The 20,920-nt window shown below is 60.9% G+C and carries 22 protein-coding genes; 7 read left to right on the top strand and 15 right to left on the bottom strand.

Translation table 11 applies throughout. The features are described from left to right. Positions 1-2: 2 nt before the first annotated feature. The 8 genes from EUU22_RS16930 to EUU22_RS16895 all read right to left on the bottom strand — a co-directional run bounded on the left by EUU22_RS16930 (position 3) and on the right by EUU22_RS16895 (position 7,982). Complete coding sequence (locus tag EUU22_RS16930) at positions 3-1,016, bottom strand: type II secretion system F family protein (protein WP_129333179.1); 1,014 nt, start codon at positions 1,014-1,016, stop codon at positions 3-5. Positions 1,017-1,021: 5 nt separating this feature from the next. Continuing rightward, positions 1,022-2,527 (bottom strand): TadA family conjugal transfer-associated ATPase, encoded by a 1,506-nt coding sequence (locus EUU22_RS16925; RefSeq protein ID WP_129333178.1) that lies wholly within the window; start codon positions 2,525-2,527, stop codon positions 1,022-1,024. A 30-nt stretch (positions 2,528-2,557) separates the two neighbouring features. Then, positions 2,558-3,847 (bottom strand): CpaE/TadZ family protein, encoded by a 1,290-nt coding sequence (locus tag EUU22_RS16920; protein ID WP_129333177.1) that lies wholly within the window; start codon positions 3,845-3,847, stop codon positions 2,558-2,560. A gap of 32 nt (positions 3,848-3,879) precedes the next feature. Continuing rightward, a complete protein-coding gene (locus EUU22_RS16915) occupies positions 3,880-4,572 on the bottom strand; it encodes a CpaD family pilus assembly protein (RefSeq protein WP_129333176.1) in 693 nt (230 codons plus the stop codon). A 60-nt stretch (positions 4,573-4,632) separates the two neighbouring features. Next, positions 4,633-6,225, bottom strand: a complete 1,593-nt coding sequence (locus tag EUU22_RS16910) for a type II and III secretion system protein family protein (protein ID WP_129333175.1) — start codon at positions 6,223-6,225, stop codon at positions 4,633-4,635. Beyond that, entirely contained in the window at positions 6,222-7,043 is an 822-nt protein-coding gene (cpaB, locus tag EUU22_RS16905) for a Flp pilus assembly protein CpaB (RefSeq protein ID WP_129333174.1), read from the bottom strand. Before cpaB ends, EUU22_RS16910 begins: the two co-directional genes overlap by 4 nt. 89 nt (positions 7,044-7,132) lie before the next feature. Continuing rightward, a complete protein-coding gene (locus EUU22_RS16900) occupies positions 7,133-7,645 on the bottom strand; it encodes an A24 family peptidase (protein ID WP_129333173.1) in 513 nt (170 codons plus the stop codon). A 154-nt stretch (positions 7,646-7,799) separates the two neighbouring features. After that, positions 7,800-7,982, bottom strand: coding sequence for a Flp family type IVb pilin (locus EUU22_RS16895; RefSeq protein WP_129333172.1), 183 nt, complete (start codon positions 7,980-7,982; stop codon positions 7,800-7,802). A gap of 482 nt (positions 7,983-8,464) precedes the next feature. Between EUU22_RS16895 and EUU22_RS16890 the strand changes: the two genes are divergently transcribed. From EUU22_RS16890 to EUU22_RS16860, 7 genes are all read left to right on the top strand, one after another. Next, positions 8,465-8,830, top strand: a complete 366-nt coding sequence (locus EUU22_RS16890) for a pilus assembly protein N-terminal domain-containing protein (protein ID WP_245485148.1) — start codon at positions 8,465-8,467, stop codon at positions 8,828-8,830. 136 nt (positions 8,831-8,966) lie between these two features. Next, a complete protein-coding gene (locus tag EUU22_RS16885; protein WP_245485100.1) occupies positions 8,967-9,575 on the top strand; it encodes a TadE/TadG family type IV pilus assembly protein in 609 nt (202 codons plus the stop codon). Between the two features lie 113 nt (positions 9,576-9,688). After that, a complete protein-coding gene (locus EUU22_RS16880) occupies positions 9,689-10,198 on the top strand; it encodes a TadE/TadG family type IV pilus assembly protein (protein WP_129333169.1) in 510 nt (169 codons plus the stop codon). A gap of 114 nt (positions 10,199-10,312) precedes the next feature. Further along, complete coding sequence (locus EUU22_RS16875; protein WP_129333168.1) at positions 10,313-11,533, top strand: phosphopentomutase; 1,221 nt, start codon at positions 10,313-10,315, stop codon at positions 11,531-11,533. Next, complete coding sequence (locus tag EUU22_RS16870) at positions 11,530-12,498, top strand: adenosine deaminase (RefSeq protein WP_129333167.1); 969 nt, start codon at positions 11,530-11,532, stop codon at positions 12,496-12,498. The genes EUU22_RS16875 and EUU22_RS16870 overlap by 4 nt, the downstream gene beginning before the upstream one ends. A gap of 188 nt (positions 12,499-12,686) precedes the next feature. Beyond that, positions 12,687-13,316 carry a uracil phosphoribosyltransferase gene (upp, locus tag EUU22_RS16865; RefSeq protein WP_112686250.1) on the top strand — a complete coding sequence of 210 codons (630 nt, stop codon included), beginning with the start codon at positions 12,687-12,689 and terminating at the stop codon, positions 13,314-13,316. A 154-nt stretch (positions 13,317-13,470) separates the two neighbouring features. After that, complete coding sequence (locus tag EUU22_RS16860; protein ID WP_129333166.1) at positions 13,471-13,986, top strand: retropepsin-like aspartic protease family protein; 516 nt, start codon at positions 13,471-13,473, stop codon at positions 13,984-13,986. A gap of 24 nt (positions 13,987-14,010) precedes the next feature. Here EUU22_RS16860 and deoA read toward each other — a convergent pair whose 3' ends face one another. From deoA to EUU22_RS16825, 7 genes are read right to left on the bottom strand one after another with little or no spacing between them, the layout of a single operon-like run. Continuing rightward, positions 14,011-15,321, bottom strand: coding sequence for a thymidine phosphorylase (gene deoA, locus EUU22_RS16855; RefSeq protein WP_129333165.1), 1,311 nt, complete (start codon positions 15,319-15,321; stop codon positions 14,011-14,013). A 3-nt stretch (positions 15,322-15,324) separates the two neighbouring features. Next, a complete protein-coding gene (deoC, locus tag EUU22_RS16850; protein ID WP_129333164.1) occupies positions 15,325-16,098 on the bottom strand; it encodes a deoxyribose-phosphate aldolase in 774 nt (257 codons plus the stop codon). Beyond that, positions 16,085-16,900, bottom strand: coding sequence for a purine-nucleoside phosphorylase (locus EUU22_RS16845; RefSeq protein WP_129333163.1), 816 nt, complete (start codon positions 16,898-16,900; stop codon positions 16,085-16,087). The genes deoC and EUU22_RS16845 overlap by 14 nt, the downstream gene beginning before the upstream one ends. Next, positions 16,897-17,289, bottom strand: coding sequence for a cytidine deaminase (locus EUU22_RS16840; protein WP_129333162.1), 393 nt, complete (start codon positions 17,287-17,289; stop codon positions 16,897-16,899). The genes EUU22_RS16845 and EUU22_RS16840 overlap by 4 nt, the downstream gene beginning before the upstream one ends. 1 nt (position 17,290) lies before the next feature. Beyond that, on the bottom strand, positions 17,291-18,262 hold the full coding sequence (locus EUU22_RS16835; protein WP_129333161.1) for an ABC transporter permease: 972 nt from the start codon (positions 18,260-18,262) through the stop codon (positions 17,291-17,293). A 13-nt stretch (positions 18,263-18,275) separates the two neighbouring features. Beyond that, a complete protein-coding gene (locus EUU22_RS16830) occupies positions 18,276-19,379 on the bottom strand; it encodes an ABC transporter permease (RefSeq protein ID WP_129333160.1) in 1,104 nt (367 codons plus the stop codon). A gap of 7 nt (positions 19,380-19,386) precedes the next feature. Then, on the bottom strand, positions 19,387-20,907 hold the full coding sequence (locus tag EUU22_RS16825) for an ABC transporter ATP-binding protein (protein WP_129333159.1): 1,521 nt from the start codon (positions 20,905-20,907) through the stop codon (positions 19,387-19,389). Positions 20,908-20,920 lie beyond the last annotated feature (13 nt).

Here is a 20,920-nt window from a genome sequence, read left to right as displayed (position 1 = left end):
TCCTAGATGTCGAAATTGATCATGTTGCGCATTACCAGGATGCCGATCGTCATCCAGACAGCGGAAATGCCGAGAATCATGTGGCCGCGGGGGTCTGTGAAGAGAATCGTGATGTAATGGGGTGAGGTCAGGTAGACGAGCAGTGCGACAATGAACGGCAGTGCGCCGATGATGACGGCGGAGGCCTTCGCTTCCATGGAAAGCGCGTTCACCTTGGCCTTCATCTTCTTGCGGTCGCGCAACACGCGCGAAAGGTTGGCGAGGGCCTCGGAGAGGTTGCCGCCAGCCTGCGACTGGATGGCGATGACGATCGAGAAGAAGTTTATCTCCTGCAGCGGCATGGTCATGATCATGCGCTGACAGGCTTCCGGGATGCTCAGACCGACCTGCTGGGACTCGACCACGCGGCGGAATTCGCCCTTCACCGGCTCCTGCCCGTCGGAGGCAATCAACCTCAGCGCATCGTTCAGGGGCAGGCCGGAGCGGATAGAGCGAACCATCACGTCCAGGGAATTGGGGAACTCCTCCAGAAACTTTTTCTGGCGGCGGCGAACTAGGAAGCCGACCACCCAGCGCGGCAGGCCCAGCGCAGCGACAAATGCGGAGCCGAAGGTAACAAGCAGCGGCGTACCGGACAGGAACGCGAGCGCAAGAACGGCGAGACCGAGGGCCACACTCAGCAGATAGAACTGCGTGACTGAAATGGACAACCCGGCCTGCACAAGGCGCGACTTTATGTCGGCCCTCGCCATCTTTTTGTTCTGCTCCTGCTGCTTGCGTTCGAGATCCTTCAAAGAGTCCTGAACCGACTTGCGGCGTTTGGAGATTTCCTGCACACGGTCACGCGCCGCCTTGATCTTCGACAGATCGGTTTCAGCCGACTTGACCCGGCTGATACGGCTTTCCGTCTTCTTCTCGACCTCGATCCGCGAATAAAGCACGCCATAGGCAAGTGCACCGGCAGCGACCGCTACCAGGGCTATGATGAGCAAAATGGTAGGCTCGAGTCCGAACATGAGCGTCAGACCCCCTTGCTCTTCTGTTCCATGGCGTCGAGAGCGGCTGCCAGCCTGCGCTCTTCGTTATAGTAGCGGGCTCGATCCCAGAAATGAGGCTTGCCAATGCCCGTCGACACGTGACGACCGACGATCCGGCCGTTCGCGTCTTCGCCCTCGATTTCGTAGCGGACGAGATCCTGAGTGACGATGACATCGCCTTCCATGCCGATCACCTCGGTGATGTGGGTGATGCGGCGCGAGCCATCGCGCAAGCGTGCTGCCTGTATGATTACGTCGATGGAGCCGGCAATGATCTCGCGCACGGTCTTCGCCGGCAGGCTGAAGCCACCCATCGCGATCATCGACTCCATTCGGCTCAGGCACTCGCGCGGCGTATTCGCGTGGATCGTACCCATGGAGCCGTCGTGGCCGGTGTTCATCGCCTGAAGCAAGTCGAACACTTCCGGTCCGCGCACTTCGCCGACGATGATGCGCTCGGGGCGCATGCGCAGGCAGTTCTTGACGAGGTCACGCATGGTGATCTCACCCTCGCCCTCGATGTTCGGCGGACGGGTTTCAAGACGCACGACATGCGGCTGCTGGAGCTGCAGTTCGGCGGTATCCTCGCAGGTGATCACACGCTCGTCGGTGTCGATATAACCGGTGAGACAGTTGAGAAGTGTAGTCTTGCCGGAGCCGGTACCTCCGGAAATGACGACATTGCAGCGAACACGTCCGATGATCTGCAACACTTCCGCGCCTTCGGGCGTGATCGCACCGAATTTCACCAACTGGTCGAGATTGAGCTTGTCCTTCTTGAACTTGCGGATCGTGAGCGCAGGGCCGTCGATGGCGAGCGGCGGCGCAATCACGTTGACGCGGGATCCGTCGGGCAGACGCGCATCGCAGATCGGGCTCGACTCGTCCACGCGCCGGCCGACCTGGCTGACAATGCGCTGGCAGATCGACAGAAGCTGCGCATTGTCCCGGAACCGGATGTCCGACTCGATGGTCTTGCCGCCGACTTCGATGAAGGTTTGTCCGGCGCCGTTCACCATGATGTCGGCGATGTCGTCCCGCGCAAGCAACGGTTCGAGCGGACCGTAACCGAGGACGTCGTTGCAGATATCCTCGAGCAGCTCCTCCTGCTCGGAGATCGACATCGCGAAATTCTTGATCGTGATGATGTCGTTGACGATGTCGCGAATTTCCTCTCGCGCGCTTTCGCCGTCGAGTTTTGCCAGCTGCGACAGGTCAATGGTGTCGATCAGGGCGGAGAAGACCTGGCTCTTCGTGTCGTAATAGTCCTGGGTGCGCGCCGGACGCTTCCGGCTGGCGGCAGGCGCCTGCATCGGCGGTGGCGTTACCTGCTGGCGGCGTGTCGGATCCTGAGGGGCGACCAGAGTTTCGGCAATGACGGCGCCGGCCGAAGGTGTGCTTGCAGGAGCTACGGCAGGCGCGACCGGCGCCGCCAGTGCTCCCGCGCCTGGGCCGGCCTTTCCGAAACCATCGCCGCGTCTGCCGAACATAGCCACCTTACATCATCCCCACGCTTGAACTCATTTCCTGCCGAGAAGTCCCAGGACTTTTCCCAGTCCCGCCTTCTTCGGTCTCTTTATCGTCGCGCGTCCCGTCACCAGGTGTGCGATCTGTGAGAATGTCTCGGCCGTCGGTGACTTCGCGTCCGTCTCCGAGATCATCCGTCCGCTGTTGGCCGCATTGCCGAAGAGCTGCGCGTCGAAAGGAATAATCGCGATCGGGTCGATCTCCAGCGGTTCGAAAAAGTCGTTCGGCGCGATCTCCGGCCGCTTCGGCATTCCGACCTGGTTCAGTATGAAATGCGGCGACTTGTCGTTGGGACGCAGCTTTTTCAAGGCATCGAACATGTTCTTGGCGTTGCGCAGATTGGCAAGGTCCGGGGCGCAGGTGATGACCACCTCATCGGCCTCGGAAAGGACCGCGCGGGTCCAGTCCGACCATACGTGCGGAAGATCGAGCACCGTGACGGGAGCGCTCCGCTGCAGGAGTTCCAGCAACGGCTGGAAGGCGTCGCGCGAATAGTCGTAGGCTCTGTCGAGGAGAGACGGTGCGGCAAGCAACGAAAGATGCTGCGAACACGTCGTGAGCAGGCGGTCCAGAAACACCTCATCGAGACGCTCGGGAGCAAAGACAGCCTCGGCAATGCCTTGCGCGGGGTCCTGGTCGAAGTCGATGTTCGCTGTACCGTAGGGTAAATCAAGGTCGGCCAAGACGGTCTCGGTGGAGAAAAGGTGCGAAATCCCGAAGGCGCAGTTGTGCGCGATGGTCGAGGAGCCCACGCCACCCTTGGCCCCAATGAAGGCAACCGTCCGTCCGAGCGGCTCTGCATCGGGATCGACGAAGATCGCCGCGATCGATGAGATGATCTCGGCCATCGAGACGGGTCCGACGATGTATTCGGAGATGCCGTTGCGCATCAGTTCCCGATAGAGCGGGATATCGTTGTAGCGGCCGATGATGACGACCCGCGTGGTCGGATCGCAGACCTCGGCGAGCGGGGCAAGCTCCGCGAGCAGCGTGGACGACGGCGAGTCCGTCTCCAGAATGATCAAGTTCGGCGTCGGGGTGGAGGCGAACATCGCAGCGGCGGCGGCAATATTGCCGCTGGTGATCCTGAGGCTCACCTTGGCCATGCGGCGATCCTGCCCGCACTTTTCCATGACGCCGCGCGTGCTCTCCGCAACGCAGAAGGCGTGAACCGAGATGCGCGGCAGTGGACGCAGGAGCTCCAGATCACCGGCGATCACGGCCGTCTCTGCGTCTTGGTTCCCACGAGAGCCTGTCTCGATATCGTATTCAATCGCGCTCATATTCTTCCCCTGCCCCGTATCCGGCACACCGCTCACTTGGACGCCGTATCCTTGCCTTCTCGATAGAGGCCGATCACCTTTGAGCGACGGGCCGCGTCGATCGGAGCCATGCCGCGCGGTGCAATGAGATCCATGGGATTGGCGACTTGCGCGGCCAGATTGTTCTGGGTGGCGCAGCCGAAATTGTGCCAGTTGCGGTTCATGACCGTATTGTCCGAGAGATCCTCCGGCCATTGACCGCACTGATCGGTCACGGCGGTCGATGCGACGAAACTCAGGCGGACCGGTGCGGCATCGCCGGAGGCCGCCGCCTGGTAGGTCGTCTCGATGATGCGTGGTGCCGGGATTCCCTGGCTGACGAGTTCGGCACGTATCTGCTTGCGCATGATCGACGCGGCCGCCGCGTTCGGCGAACCTTGCGGGACCATGATCTGGATCGTTCCGCTGGACATGCTTCGATAGTCCTGTGCAAAGCCCGCAATCGTGTCCTGCGTGTTGATGTTTAGATTGCGGTCGCCGGAGGCAATCGGCAGGTCGAGCGTATGCTCCACCTCGGTCACGGTGATCGGATGACGGGTCCGGTAATCATCCGGAATCGAGCCGGTGGTCATACCGTCGCGATTGGCGCCGCAGCCGGAGAGAACAATCGTGGCACCGACTACTACCGCAGCGAATGCGGCCTTACCGAGACGGGGAGCGATCCTTGCTGACGTCGATGCGCGCATGGTCTTGTGTCTTTCTGTCGAAGGATGAGAAACGCTGTTGTCGAACATCTGCGTCTCCGATCACTTGTAGATGAAGCCGACGGTGCCGTGATATCGGCCGGTCACGTCTGCTTCCTTGCGGCCGTAGACCTTGTTGACACGGTTCAGGAAGAAGGTCGCGCCGTCGTTTTCCGGGTTGAAGTTGTCGTCGGGGCGAGCGAGCTGGTTACGGGCAACCGGCCGCACGAGATAGGGCGTGGCGATGATGACCAGCTCCGTTTCGTTGCGCTGGAAATCCTTGCTGCGGAAGAGAGTGCCGAGGATCGGCACCTTTGATAGCCCCGGAAGGCCGGACATCGCCTGGCGGATATTGTCCTGAACGAGGCCGGCGATCACGATCGAGCCGCCGGACGGCAGTTCGACAGAGGTCGAAGCCTCGCGCCGACGGATCGACAGGTAGGTCGAACCAGGGATACCGCGGGAGGTGTTTCCGGTCACGACCGAGGCTTCGTATGTCGGTTCCGAAACGTTCGTCTCGATCTGCAGGCTGATGCGGCCGGGCGCCAGGACAACCGGGCGGAAGTTTAGCTCAATGCCGTAGTTCACTGTGTCGGTCGTGCGGGAAACTGTGGTTTGGCCCGTGTCGGCATCCGTGGACACTTCTTGTTCTGCTGGAAGGCGGAATTCGCCGCCGACGTAGAACTTGGCGCGCTCGCCCGAAATGGCCGTCAGGCTCGGCTCGGCAAGCGTCCGCATCACGCCCGCCTGCTCCATGGCATTTAGATAGCTGCTGATGGTATAGCCACCAATTGAACCGAACGCGGTCGGCAGAACCCCTCCAATCGCGTTGGACACGTTGACTGCGTTGCCGAGGTTGGCCGGGTTCTGAAAAGATATTCCGCTGCTGCCGTCGGAAACACTTCCGTTGAAGCCGAGCTGTTTCAGCACCTGACGACTGACCTCAGCAACGGTGACCTTGAGCGTTACCTGGTCTTCACCTTCGATGGTCAGCAGGTTTACAATCTGCGAGACCTGCCGATCTTCCGCGAAGATCGCAACGGCTCCGTCGCCGCCACTGTCGCTTGTCGCGGTCTCGTTGCGCGTCGTCGCCTCGCCGCCTTTCAGAAACGCGCGAGCCAGACCCTCTGCCCGCTCCGCATCCTGCGGAGTGCGGACGGTGCCCGTCAGCACGATGTTGTCGGATACGATCTCCACCTTGATGTCGGATTCAGGAATGAAACGGCGAAGGTTGGTTTCGAGGCCGGCGATGTCCCGTTCGATTTCAATGTCGAGACTGATGATTTCCTCACCATTCGGTCCGAAGATGAAGATGTTCGTCTGTCCAACGGCCTTGCCGAACAGATAGATGCGCCGCGACGTGCGGGTCACGGCGTCGGCCATCGACGGGTCGGCGACCAGAATGTCGTGAGCATCGGTCGGCAGATCGACGACCAGCGCCTTGTTGAGGCCGAGCTTGACTGTGCGACGAGCGCCGGGACCGACCTTGGAGATCGATATGACGCTGTCCGACGCGGCGAAAGCTGCCGGCAAGTCGAAGACGCCTGAGGCGAGGTTACCGGGCATGCCGGAGAACGCCATGGAGAAAGCGATGCCGCCGGCGAGCGAGGTCCGGATCTTTTGTTTGAAATCTGTCACCTTGGCGCCCCCGTTCATTGCATCTTTACCTCGGCGTCCTTCACGACATTGCCGTTCTTGATCACCTGGATCGCCGGCATTCCGGAACTGCCGCTCAACAGATAGTCGGCGGCGGACGTATCTTCTTCCTGTGCGTCGGCGACGGAGCGCAGCGCCAGCGACAGGCGATCGGCCATCTGTTGGGCGACCGTCATGACCTTGGCCTGATCGGGGGTCAGCTCGAGCGTCGCCGTGGTGCCGATCACCGATTTCGAGCCGTCGTCCTTCTCCTCAACCTGCTGGTCGATGGCGAGCACACGCACGTTGGAAAGCACCGTCTCAGTCAGGTAGTTGCCGCTGCCGTTGCCGCTCTTGTCCGAACGGACCATGATCACGTCGACGCGATCGTTCGGGAGGATGAAACCGCCGGCGCCGGTGGCGACCGAGATCTCGGTCGAAACGGCTCGCTTGCCGGAAGGCAGAAGCGACGACATGACGCGGGCGGAGGAGTCGGCGATCTTCTCGCGGCGGATGGGCTCGCCTTCGAAGAGCGGCATGCGCACAATCACACCGGCAAGCTCGGTCAATGCTTGCGGGCGGTTGGTCTCCGTAATGAAGCCTTCAACGACACCCGATGTCGGCCAGGCCATCCAGTGCATCGACTTTTCGTCCAGCCGGGAGCCGACCGGAAGATTGGCCGCGGACACCAGAACGTTGACCGTCTCCTCCTTGGTCATCACGGCCTCGGTCTGCTGCATGATGACCGTCTTCGGTCCTGACATGCGCATGGCAAGCATGCCGGCAGCGCCGGCGGCCACGACGGCGACAGAGAGAATGATGACACGGGCGGGCTTCATGATCGATCCTTGAGGGACTCAGAATATTTCCCCCTGAGAATGATCAGGAATTGGTGTAATTATAGTTAACGGCTGGCTTACAGGGATGGTTAATGAAGGCTTTCCAAAGCCTGCGTCACGAGCGGCGACTGCGCGTAGGAGGCCAGTCCCCCGATGGCAATCGCGATGCCGTAGGGAATCTTCTTGGCCGAGAGAATGGAATGCGGAACCGGAAGCCCCATGGCGATCACCAGATTGGCACGGGCACGCAACAGCAGGATCAGCAGCGTGAGGACACCGCCCGCATATCCTACATAAATCAGGAAGACGAGGAGCGACTTCGTAAGGCCGAACCAGACCGCGGCCGCTGTGAGAAGCTTGGCATCGCCGCCGCCCATGACATTCAGGGCGAAGAGAGCGAATCCCCCGGAGAAGACGAGGGCGGCTGCAGCCATGTGCATACCAAACCCGGACCAGCCGAGGCCGGAGAAGGGAGCAACCAGAAGGAACGCTCCGAGAAGAACCGCCGGGATACGATTCGGAATCGTCATCTCAAAGATATCTGTAAGTGCCGCCAGAACGAGACAGAGTGGAAAAACTAAAAAGACAATTCCTACAATCATTCTGCCCTCCCTGATGCCCTGCGAAACAGACACTAACCCGGGAACGTTAAGAAAAATGGCTGTTCTCTGTTATGCGCCCACACAAATGATAAAGCCGCTTCTCTTCGAAGCGGCTTTATCTACACGAGAGTGGTGACACTCGCTAAGAGCGATATCAGTTCGCCGTCTCAGCCGTGCTCATCTTCGTGGAGATGTCCTGGAAGGTGTTGTTCAGCGAGTTACCGAGGGTCGTGGCACCGGTGATGAGGGCGACGGAAATGAGGGCGGCGATCAGGCCATATTCGATGGCGGTCGCGCCAGATTCGTCTTTCATGAAGCGAGCGAAGATCTTGGACATGGGTCTCTCCTAATTCCACAGAGGGTTGTTCAGCACTTCCTGCAACTGTTCGCCGTTGCTCGGATGAGTGCAAACTAACGCCGGCCCATTGCCATCGACTTAAAAAACTACGTTACCAAAGCTTGAATTGCCGGAACCCGGCAGCTTGGTAAACGACGCCTTGCCGTATTTCGTTGCATTCGAAAAGTGCGCTGGAAGTGCCGCGGGAACTGGACAAGAGTACCTCGACAACGCGGTGCTTCCCTGGGCAGAACGGTATCGGCGCAGTTGGACACCTGTTCCGTTTTCGGACAATCCTGACTTTCGAGTCAGGAATACCCAAAGATCTTTGGGGGTTACAGGTGACCACACCCGTCGGGCGCCAGTTTAACCGTTCATTCACCAATCCCGGGCATCCTTAGGAAGGCGTTTCGCCACCCATCGTGCACAGAAGGCCCGCAGGTATGATCCCACGTATCGGTTCGTTTTCGATTGTCGTCGGCATGCTGGCGGCCGGTCTGACCACGCCGGCGCTTTCCGCGGACGAGATGATGCGTGTCTATATGAATCAGGCACGGGTGCTGAAACTCGACCGTCCGGTCAGCAAGGTCATCGTCGGTAACGCCGAGGTTGCCGACGCGACGGTCGCCGATGCAAAGACCATCGTTCTGACCGGCCGTGCTTTCGGAACCACCAACCTCGTTCTGCTCGATGCCGACGGAAACGCGATCGTCGACGAGCGCATCCTCGTCTCGATTGACGAAGGCAATACCGTGCGGGTCTTCAAGGCAACCGAGCGCACGGTTCTCTCCTGCACCCCGAACTGCGAGATCCATGCTCAGGTCGCCGGTTCTTCTGCCGCCCAGTAGACGCCGACCGGTAACATCCGGACGAGTTCACTAAATTTCCGGAGGCTCGCGCAACCAAAAATCAAGGTTTCGCGACGATGATGCTCGCTTGACATCCGGACACTGGTCTAAGGCGATGAATACAAATGCGAATGATATGAGCGAAGGCTCGACAAAGCAGCCGTGCACGAGCGGACTGTGGCGGCGGCTCCGGCGGTCGCGCGACGGCGCCGCAGCGATCGAATTCGCGATCCTCGCGATCCCCTACTTCATGATCATCTTCGCCATTCTGGAGACCTTCGCCGCGTTCACGGCCGAGCAACTGGTCACCAATGCCGTGAACACGCTCGCTCGCGAGCTGCGCACCGGCAAGATCACCTATAATCTCGGTCGCACGACAGACAAGACCGCAGTGGAGTTCCGCCAGGCGTTCTGTGACGAGATCGCGATTATGATTTCCTGCTCCGCAACCGAAATCGCGACCCCGTCCTCTCTCTATCTCGATACCCGAACCTTCACCAAGTTCAGCGACATTCCAACAACGATTCCGCGCGTCTCGACAGCATCCTTTGCCGACATCGATCCCTCTTCCTTCGGTTATAACCCCGGTGGACCAAAATCGATCAACATGCTGCGGGCCTATTATCGCTGGACCGTTCTCACCGACCTCGTCCGTCCTTACATCACGACCGTCCGCCCTGCCGAGGGTTCAAGTTATTTTCTTATCGTCGCGACGACCGCCTTTCAGAACGAGGACTACCCGTGAGACCTTTCGGCAAAGCCAGCACCGGGCGCGCATCCGAGCTTCTTCTTCGAGCGCGGAAAGAGTTCTCACGCGTGTCGCACGGGTTCGGGCGCTTCTCCGCCGACGAGAGTGGAATGGGCGCAGTAGAATTCGCTCTCCTGATGCCGCTCCTCATCTTCGTCTATCTCGTCTCCTTCGAGCTGACGATCGGGCTCAGCGTCAATAAGAAGGTGACCAACGCTGCAAGTGCCGTGGCCGACCTCGTGACGCGCCAGACAGCGGTCGACAAGACCTATCTCGCCTCCATGGACGACGTGGCGCAGGCGATCTTCGTGCCCTATGGTACCAGCGGCCTTGATCTCAAGATCACCGGCATCAAGATCGACAGCAGCAACAAGGCGACCGTCGCCTGGTCGTGGGAGAACAACGGAACGGCACCCTACTCGGTCGGAAATACGATCACCGTGCCCTCCAGCATGCTCTCTGCAGACACGTTTCTCGTCCACGCGGAGCTCACCATCCCTCACGAACTCCTCATGTACCTGCCGAACATGTCCGGCAGCGAGATCAAAAGCATCACGCTCGGCAAAGACTTCTATTATCGGCAGCGTGTCGGAACCGAAATCACCTGCTCCGACTGTTGAACGGAACGCCGCCGGCAATTTGCCAAGCTGCTCTTCAGGCGCTATGCATGCGCTTGAATACAGGGCTTTATTTGCTGCATGTCGGCTGTCGTTTGCGGCAACTTAGGGTGGACAATGGCGCGAGCATTTCTCTTCGTACTCGATTCTTTCGGCATCGGCGGCGCACCCGACGCCCGCGACTACGGCGATGACGGTGCAAATACACTGGGACATATCGCCGAGTTCTGCGCGGCAGGAGCCGGCGACCGGAAGGGCTTGCGCTCAGGACCACTCTCGCTTCCCAATATGTCGTCGCTGGGGCTGGTGACCATTGCAAAGCTGGCGAGCGGGCGGCCCCCCGCCGCCATGCCCATCCCGGATCGCGTCTTCGGGCTGCATGGCGCGGCCAGCGAAGTTTCACGAGGCAAAGACACGCCGTCGGGTCACTGGGAAATCGCCGGAACGCCGGTGATGTTCGACTGGGGCTACTTCCCGGTCGACGGCGATGCCTTTCCGCCGGAACTGGTCGAGACGATCTGCCGGGAGGCCGAACTCCCCGGCATCCTCGGAAATTGTCACGCGTCCGGAACAGAGATTATTGCACGCCTCGGGGAGGAACATATCCGGACCGGCAAGCCGATCTGTTACACATCGACAGACTCGGTCTTCCAGATCGCCGCCCACGAGAGCCACTTCGGCCTTGAACGGCTCCTGAACCTCTGCCGCATTGTCCGCAAGCTCGTCGACCCGCTGAATATCGGTCGTGTGATCGCGCGACCTTTTGTCGGCGAAACACCGGCGACCTTCGTGCGCACCGGCAACCGCAGGGACTTTTCGGTTCCGCCACCGGAACCGACGCTTCTCGACCGGATCGTGGACGCAGGCGGAAAGGTGCATGCGGTCGGCAAGATCGGCGACATCTTCGCCCATCAGGGTATCAGCGACCTTACCAAGGCGAACGGCAATATGGCCCTCATGGACGCCACGCTGGACGCCATGGATCGTGCCGACGACGGCGATCTCGTCTTCACCAACTTCGTCGACTTCGACATGCTGTATGGCCACCGACGGGACGTACCCGGATACGCGGCGGCCCTCGAGGCATTCGACCGCCGGCTGCCGGAGGTTCACCGAAAGCTGCGCCCCGGCGACATGGTGGTGCTGACCGCCGACCACGGCTGCGACCCCACCTGGCGGGGAACCGACCACACCCGCGAGCGCGTGCCCATCATGGCTTTCGGCCCGGGCATCAAGTCGCGTCTGGTCGGCGTTCGCAGCACCTACAGCGACATCGGAGAGACGGTCGCCGCTCATCTCGGACTACCTGCCGGACGGCACGGACGGAGTTTTCTTTGACAAGACATCTGAAGAAAGCAGAGCTGCACTGCCACATCGAAGGCGCGGCTCCCCCTTCGCTTGCTCTCGAACAGGCTCAAAGGCATGGCATCGACACCGACGGCTTCATCCGCGACGGCGTCTATGTCTGGCACGATTTCACGAGCTTCATCGCCTGTTACGATGCGGTTGCGTCTGTCTTCCGTACGGCCGACGACTATGCGCGTCTTGCCGAGGCCTATCTCCTGGAACTTGCTGCGGCGAACACGATCTACAGCGAACTCTTCATTTCGCCGGATCACGGCGAGGCGGTCGGTCTACCCGCATTGGACTACATCGAAGGTCTGGCAGCCGGCATTCGGTCCGCCAAGGAGAAGACCGGCATCGAATGCCGGATGATCATCATCGGCGAGCGCCACCTCGGCCCTGAGAATGTTCTCAGCCGCGCGAAATTCGCCGCGAAGCTCGGTCATCCGCTCGTCACGGGCTTCAACATGGCCGGCGAGGAACGCATGGGTCGGGTCGCCGATTACGCTCCTGCCTTCGATATTGTGCGCGAAGCCGGGCTCGGCATCACCATCCACGCCGGCGAACTCTGCGGTGCCTTCAGTGTCGCAGATGCTCTGGATATCGTTCGACCGACCCGCATCGGCCACGGCGTCCGGGCGATCGAAGAACCAGATCTCGTGAAGAGGCTCGCTGATCTGGGCACGGTCCTAGAGGTTTGCCCGGGTTCGAACATCGCGCTCAAGGTCTTCCCGGACTACGACAGCCATCCCTTGCGGAAATTCGTCGAGGCCGGAGTTCGTGTGACCCTCAATTCCGATGATCCGCCGTTCTTTCACACCTCGCTTGCGCGGGAATACGAGACCGCATCGACGATAATGGGTTTCACGGATGGCGAGATCGACGCCATGACCCGCACTGCGATCGACGCTGCCTTCGTCGATGAGGAAACGCGCAAGATTCTCCTGGCACAGCTTTAGGCCACCTCGACGGGTCGACACGTAGCACCTGAGAACCTTCGCGCTGCATCCACAGCAGCGTTTCCGCGCGATAGGCCGACCGCAGTTGGGGATGATCTTCCAAAACGTCGCACTCCCCTTGCGGCTGATGCCTGGAACGTGGAAAACAGGCTGATGCGCAAGACAAGACAATAAGAGAAGGCACGACCATGGACGGCGTCAAAGTCATCGATCACCCGCTCGTACAACACAAGCTGACCATCATGCGCCGCAAGGAAACGTCTACGGGGAGCTTCCGCCGGCTGCTGCGAGAGATCTCGACCCTGCTCTGCTACGAGGTCACGCGCGACCTTGAACTGAAGATGGAAACGATCGAGACCCCGCTCGCCGAAATGGAGTCGCCGATCCTTGAGGGCAAGAAGCTCGTGTTCGCCTCCATCCTGCGCGCCGGAAACGGCCTGCTCGAGGGCATGCTCGAGCTCGTGCCGTCCGCCCGTGTCTCCCATATCGGCGTCTACCGTGATCACGAGACGCTGCAGCCGGTCGAATACTATTTCAAGGCGCCGGAGGACATTGCCGAGCGATTGATCATCGTCGTCGACCCCATGCTAGCCACCGGAAATTCCTCCATCGCCGCGATCGACAAGCTGAAGGAACGCGGCGCCCACAATATCCGCTTCCTCTGCCTGCTCGCAGCGCCGGAAGGGATCAAGAATTTTCGTGAGGCGCACCCGGACGTGCCTGTCTTCACCGCGGCGATCGACAGCCACCTCAACGAAAAGGGTTACATCGTGCCGGGGTTGGGCGATGCCGGCGACCGGATGTACGGAACGAAGTAGAATTAGACAAAACTTAACCATCGGACCAAGAAGCGGCCGCCTGGACTTTTCCGGCGGCCGCTTTTCGTCGGCGCGTTAGCCACTTCTTCAGCCAATTTCACGAACACTTGCGGCCGTTCCGGTTCCGTCGTGGAACCGCGAAAGTGGTGACAAGATGCTGATGCGCAGTCTGATGTTCGTGTTCCTCTCGGGTGTCGTTGCCCTCCAGATGTCATCTTCGTTCGAAAGCTGGCAAGACACACCCGTCGGCGAACCCGCGGCAAGGAAGACAGCCTCCGTTGCGAATTCTACCCTTGCCTCAGGTACATCAGTCCTCAAGGCCGACGCCGCAGGGCACTATCGCGGCCAGTTCAGACTCAACGGGAAACCGGTCGAGGGAATGGTCGACACCGGTGCATCTGCCGTCGCAATCAACGAGAGCACCGCACGCCACCTCGGATATGGTGCCGCAGCCCTGGATTTCCGGTATTCGGTGAACACGGCCAACGGCCGCAGCGAAGCCGCGGTCGTCAGGCTAAAACGTGTCGAGGTCGGCTCGATCAAGATCGAAGACGTTGAAGCCCTCGTGCTTCGCGACAATGCACTCTCCGACACGTTGATCGGCATGAGCTTTCTCAGTCGCCTGAGCAGCTACAAGGCGGAACGTCAATCATTGACCATGGTTCGTTGAACCGCCGGTCGAAGCACCGAAAGCCTAGGCCATCCTTTTCAGGATGACGGGTCGGGTGGGCGGGGCCTCCTGCGCTATCGCGTAAGCTGCCTGCACCGTCTGGGCAGCGCGTTCTCCGCTGTCGTGATCAGCGGCGTGAACGGTCGCGATCATGTCTCCCTTCGATACCCGCGTGCCGATCGGCAGCAATCCGCTGAGACCGACGCGGGGATCAATCGAATCGGAGGGCTTTGTGCGGCCGCCACCGAGCGCGACGACGGCGAGGCCGATTGCGCGGGTGTTGCAGGTCGATATCCAACCTTCGCGGGCAGCCAAGACCGGGATTTCGATTGCTGCTGCAGGCAGATGGACATCCGACCGCTCGATGAAATCGGCAGGCCCGCCCAGTGCGCGGACCATCCTGCCAAAGACCTCCGCTGCTCTTCCAGAATAAAGCGCGCCGCGGCAACTCGTCTCCGCCGTCGCAGCATCCGGTGCCAGGCCTGCGTTGACCAGCATCTCCGCGGCCAAGGCCAGCGTCACCGTTTCAAGCCTTGTGCCCGCCTTCCGTCCCAGCAGAAAATCGACGCAGTTTCGAACCTCAATCGCGTTGCCAGCACAGTCGGCGAGCGGCTCGTTCATATCTGTCAGCAAGGCCGATGTCTTGAGGCCGGCGCCATTTGCGACACGCACGAGAGAACCGGCAAGTTCCTCGGCCTCGGCGAGACTCGTCATGAAGGCGCCGTTGCCGACCTTCACGTCGAGCACCAGCGTCTGCAGTCCCGCAGCGAGCTTCTTCGACAAGATGGACGCCGTAATCAGCGGCACGGACTCGACCGTCGCGGTGACGTCGCGAATGGCGTAAAGCCGCCGGTCCGCAGGAGCGAGATCGCCGGTCTGACCGATGATGGCGCAGCCGACCTCTTCCACCGTACGGTGAAACGTGGCGGCATCCGGCATGACCTGGTAGCCCGGAATCGACTGCAACTTGTCGAGCGTACCGCCGGTATGGCCGAGGCCGCGTCCGGAAATCATCGGAACGGCGAGTCCGCAAGCGGCGGCGATCGGCGCAAGCATCAGCGATACGTTGTCACCGACACCGCCGGTTGAGTGCTTGTCGGCGATCGGTCGCCCCACCCCGGGCCACGCGAGGACCTCGCCCGAGTCACGCATCGCAATCGTCAGGGCGACGACCTCTTCTGCCGTCATGCCGCGGAAAAAGACCGCCATGGCAAAGGCCGCGATCTGTCCCTCGGACAAGGTGTCATTGCTGAGAGCGGCGATGAATTCCGATATCTCCCCGCTCGTCAGCACTGCGCCGTCGCGTTTGCGCCGGATAATCTCCTGAGGGAGCATCACTCAGTACCCCGCTTTTTCGGCAAGGGACTTGCCTTCGCCGAGGATGGAGAGGATGTCGTCCAAGAGCCCCGAAGCGCCGAAGCGGAAAGTCGACGGCATGACCCAGTCGTCACCCATTATGGTACGGGCATGCCGCAGATAGAGTGCCGCATCGGCAACGCTTGATACGCCACCGGCCGGCTTGAACCCGACCTTGCGGCGGCTGTCGCGGATGGCGAGCAACATGATGTCGGCGGCCTCCAGCGTGGCGTTTGTGGCAACCTTCCCCGTCGAGGTCTTGATGAAATCGGCGCCTGCGGCAATCGCAAGCTCCGACGCACGACGGATGAGGCCCGCATCCCTCAGTTCTCCCGTCTCCAGGATCACCTTGAGAAGCGCGCGCTCGCCACAGGCAGTACGGACCGCCTCGACCATTTCCGTCACCGCCGACTCGTCGCCGGCCATCAGTTTCTTATAGGGGATGACGAGGTCGATCTCGTTCGCACCATCGGCGATGGCGCCCAGCGTTTCGGCCACCACCTCGGCAATCGCAAGTTCGCCCGACGGGAAATTGACGACCGTCGCGATCCTGACCGAACTGTCCGCACCGAGAATCTCGCGCGCCTGCGCGACGAAGCGCGGCCAGATGCAGATCGCCGCGGTATGACCGTATATCGTCTGCGCCTTCGCGCAGAGCTCCACGATCGCCTGCGGCGTGCAATCATCCTTGAGGTTCGTCAGGTCCAGCAAGGACAACGCGACGGCCGCATTCGCTCTCAGTTCATGGATTTCCAAGATCTGCTCCTTCGCCGCTGATCATTGCCTTGAGAACCGCCGCCAGTCGTCTGCCACCGATCGGCGCCATGTCCTTGGTTTCTTCATGGCTGAGTTCGGCGCCCGTCATGCCGGCGCCGTAGTTGGTGATCACCGACGCTGCAGCGACACGCAAGCCGAAAAAGCGAGCAAGGATCACTTCGGGCACGGTGGACATACCGACCGCATCGGCGCCGAGTATCCGCGCCATGCGGATTTCCGCGGGCGTTTCGAAGCTCGGGCCCGAAAACCACATGTAAACGCCACTCGCGAGCGGGACGTCGACCGTGGCCGCCGCTTTGCGCATCGCCGCGGCAAGTTCCGCATCATAGGCGGACGTCATTCCGACGAACCGTTCATCGCTCGCCTCGCCGATCAATGGGTTGCGGCCGGAGAAATTGATGTGGTCGGTGATCTGCATCACCGAACCCGGTGCCAGGTCTTCGCGCAGTGATCCGGCGGCATTGGTCAAAATCAGCGACTGCACGCCCAACCCCTTCAGCACCTGGATCGGCAAACGCATCGCGCCGGCGTCACCCTTCTCGTAGTAATGGACGCGTCCGGCGAGCATAATTACGGGAACGCGATCCAGCCACCCCGCCACCAGCTCGCCGGCATGGCCTGAGACGCCACCGACGGGAAAACCCGGTAGATCACGGTACGAAATGCGCACCGGATCAGCCACCTCGTCCACCAGCGAGCCAAGGCCGGAACCGAGAACGATGCCGTACCGCGGCACCAGACCGTTCAGTTTTTCGACAAGGAGATCGATGGCATCCCTCATCCGAGGCTCTCCGTCTTGAAGGCAAAAGGCAGGAGCTCATCCATGGTCAGCGTCTTCTGTACACCGCCGTCGTCGCACAGATAGATGCGGGTTTCGGGGCCGGCAAACTCGGCGATCTTCTGGCGGCAACCGCCGCACGGAGGGCAGAGCGCCAATTTTTCCGCGACGACTGCCATCTCGACGATCTTCTTGCCGCCCCCCATGACCATGCAACCGATCGCCGTCGGTTCGGCACACCAGCCCTGCGGAAAAGAGAGGTTCTCGATATTGGCGCCGGTGTAGACCTTTCCGTCGTCGGCGCGGATCGCCGCACCGACCGGAAACTTCGAATAGGGCGCATGGGCATATTTCATCGCATCGCGGGCTGCCTCGAAAAGGTCTCTGGGCATCTCAACGCTCCTTCACATAGGGCACGCCACCGGCCTTTGGCGGGTTCGCGGAGCCGATAAGGCCAGCGAGCAGGACGCAGGTCAGGATATAGGGCAATGCCTGGAATATCTGAACCGGCACCTCCCCGATTCCCGGGACCGACTTGCCCTGCATGAAGTTAGCGAACGCATCGAGGAAACCGAACAGGAGGCAGGCGAGCATGACGGGCACCGGTCGCCACTTGGCGAAGATCAACGCAGCAAGGGCGATATAGCCCTTGCCCGCCGACATGTTGTTGATGAAGGCCGCCGATTGCGCGATCGCCAGATAGGTGCCGGAAAAGCCACAGAGAAAGCCGGCGACGAGCACGGCACGATAACGCAGCCACGTCACCGAGATACCAGCCGTGTCCACGGCGCCGGGATTCTCGCCGACGGCGCGCAGACGCAGACCGAAGCGCGTGCGATAGAGCACCCACCACGAGAGCGGAACCGCCAAGAAAGCGAGATAGGTGAGCAGATTGTTCCCAGAAATCACATTCGCATAGAGCGGCCCTACGAACGGCACATCGCGGAGCGCATCCGCACCCGGCAGTATGATCGGTCCGAAGCGAGCATCGCCCGCCAAGCCCGGCGTTCGACCACCCTGGCGGAACCAGGCATGGCCAAGAACAGCTGTCAAACCGGCCGCCGCGAAGTTGATCGCTACACCCGAGACGATCTGGTTACCTCGATTGGTGATCGACGCGAAGCCGTGCACCAGCGAGAAGGCGAGCGACACACCGATGCCCGAAGCCAACCCCACCCATGGCGAGCCGGTCAAATACGCGGCGGTCGCGGAGGCGAAGGCGGCAGCGAGCATCTTGCCCTCGAGCCCGATGTCGAAGATGCCGGCACGCTCGGAAAACAGGCCGGCAAGTGCGGTGAAGATCAGCGGTATCGACAGGCGAACCGTGGAACCGAGGATGCTGACGAGGATATCGAAATAGTCCATGGCGGGGCGGTCCTCAGTCTCTCGTCATTTTCTGGTAGATGCGCACGATCGCCGGCCGGAACATGTATTCCAGCGCGCCGGCGAACAGGATCACCAAGCCCTGGATCACCATGATCATGTCGCGAGTGATCGTCGGCATCTCGAAGGACAGATCGGCGCCGCCCTGATAGAGCACGCCGAACAGAATGGCGGCAAGCACGATGCCGACGGGATGGTTGCGGCCCATCAACGAAACGGCGATGCCGACAAAGCCGGCGCCGCCGACAAATTCCACCTGCAGGCGGGCCGAGGCCCCCATGACCGGATTGAGCGCCATCATGCCGGCAAGGCCGCCGGAAATCAGCATGGTGATGATGACGATCTTCACGTAGGGAATGCCGGCATAGGCGGCGACTGAACGACTGATGCCGAGCGTGCGCATCTCGTAGCCGAGCTTGGTGCGCCAGATCAGAACCCAGACCAACGCGCACATGACCAGTGCTACAAGGAAAGAGACATTGAGCGGCGCGGGGCCGAGGTCCAGCCCGAACATCGACATCAGCCAGTCGAGCTTGGGTAGCTTGCCTCCCTCAATGAACGTCCGGGTTTCCGGCGCCATTTTGCCCGGAACGATCAGCACGTGCACCAGCACATAGTTCATCAGCGACGAAATGATGTAGTTGAACATGATCGTGGTGATGACGATGTGGCTGTTTCGCTTAGCCTGCAGCCAGGCGGGGATCGCCGCCCCGGCAGCCCCGAACAGCGCCGCGGCGCAGATGGCGAAAGGCATAGTCACATACCACGGCACATAGTGGTCGAGGGAAAGCGCCACCAAGGCCGCACCAAGTCCACCGACATAGGCCTGACCTTCCGACCCGATGTTGAAGAGGCCGGCATGATAGGCGACCGCGACGGAAAGGCCCGTGAAGATGAAGTTGGTGGCGTAAAACAGGGTAAAACCGATGCCTTCGCCACGTCCGAGTGCGCCCTGCAGCATGAGAACCAGTGCGTCGTAGGGATTTTCGCCGATTATCCAGACGACGAGACCGGAGACCAGAAAGGCGAGAATGAGATTGATCAGCGGCAGCAGCGCGTAGTTGATCCAGTTCGGAAGGGGTACGGAAGCGGTGCTCATTTCAACCTCAAGCGGCAATACCGGCCATCATCAGGCCGAGCGTCTGTTCACCGGTGTCCGGCGTCTTCTCGCCGACGATCTTGCCGGCAAACATCACCAGGACACGGTCGGAGAGCGAACGGATTTCGTCGAGTTCGACCGAGACCAGCAGCACGGCCTTGCCAGCATCGCGCGTTTCGACGATGCGACGATGAATGAACTCGATGGCGCCGATGTCGACGCCGCGCGTCGGCTGTCCGACGATCAGCAGTTTGGGGTCGCGCTCGATCTCACGAGCAACGACAATCTTCTGCTGGTTGCCGCCGGAAAAATTGGCGGTCTTCAGTCGCGGGTTCGGCGGACGGATGTCGTATTTCTCGATCTCGTCGAGAGCGGCACGGCGCACAGCGTCGGGATCCAGGAACAGGCCTTTGCCATAGCGCTCGTCGTGATGGTAGCCGAGGATGGCGTTCAGGCTCTCCTCGAACGGAAGCACGAGGCCCATGTGGTGGCGATCCTCGGGAATATGGGCTAGCCCGAGACTGCGCAGTCGTGCCGGATCGAAGCCGGCGACCGGCTCGCCGTTGATCAGTATTTCGCCTGAGGCCGGTTTGCGAATTCCGGTTATCGCTTCGAGAAGCTCGCTCTGTCCGTTGCCTGCGACACCCGCAATGCCCACGATCTCGCCGGCGCGGACGTCGAAGGAAACGTCATCAACCATGGTGACGCCGCGGCTATCCTTGACGGTGAGGTTCCGTACCGAGAGGAAGACCTCGCCAGGCTTGGCGGCACCTTTTTCGACATGAAGGAGCACACGGCGACCGACCATCAGTTCGGCAAGCTCTTCCACCGTTGTCTCCGACGTCTTGCGGGTCGCAACCATTTCTCCGCGTCGCATGACCGAAACCGTATCGGTGATCGCCATGATCTCGCGCAGTTTGTGCGTGATGAGCACAACCGTCTTGCCCTGATCGCGCAGCACGCCGAGAATTTTGAAAAGGTGGTCGGCTTCGGAAGGCGTCAGCACACCGGTCGGCTCATCGAGGATCAGAATCTCGGCACCGCGGTACATGGCCTTCAGGATTTCCACGCGCTGCTGCAACCCGACCGGCAACTCCTCGATGACCGCATCCGGATCTACCTCGAGCTCGTAATCCTCCTCCAGCTTCTTCAAGGCAGCCCGCGCGGTCTCCGTTCCCTTTCCGAGAAGCGCCCCCCCTTCCGCGCCGAGCATCACGTTCTCGAGGACGGTAAAGTTCTCGACCAGCATGAAGTGCTGATGCACCATGCCGATGCCGGCAGCGATCGCGGACTGACTATCATGAATGGCGACAGGCCTTCCATTGACGTGGATCGCGCCGCTGTCGGCCTGATAGAAGCCATAGAGAATCGACATCAGCGTCGATTTGCCAGCGCCATTTTCGCCAATGATGCCGTGGATCGCCCCCTTGGCAACCGTCAGGTTGATATTCTTGTTGGCATGCACCGCGCCGAACTTCTTGTCGATCCCGATCAGCTCGATCGCAGGTACCTGACTCGTTGCGTTCATTCCGGGTCCCCTA

Source organism: Ciceribacter ferrooxidans, assembly GCF_004137355.1.
GTDB classification, from domain to species: Bacteria; Pseudomonadota; Alphaproteobacteria; order Rhizobiales; family Rhizobiaceae; genus Allorhizobium; species Allorhizobium ferrooxidans.
This window is presented reverse-complemented; position numbering and strand designations above follow the sequence as displayed.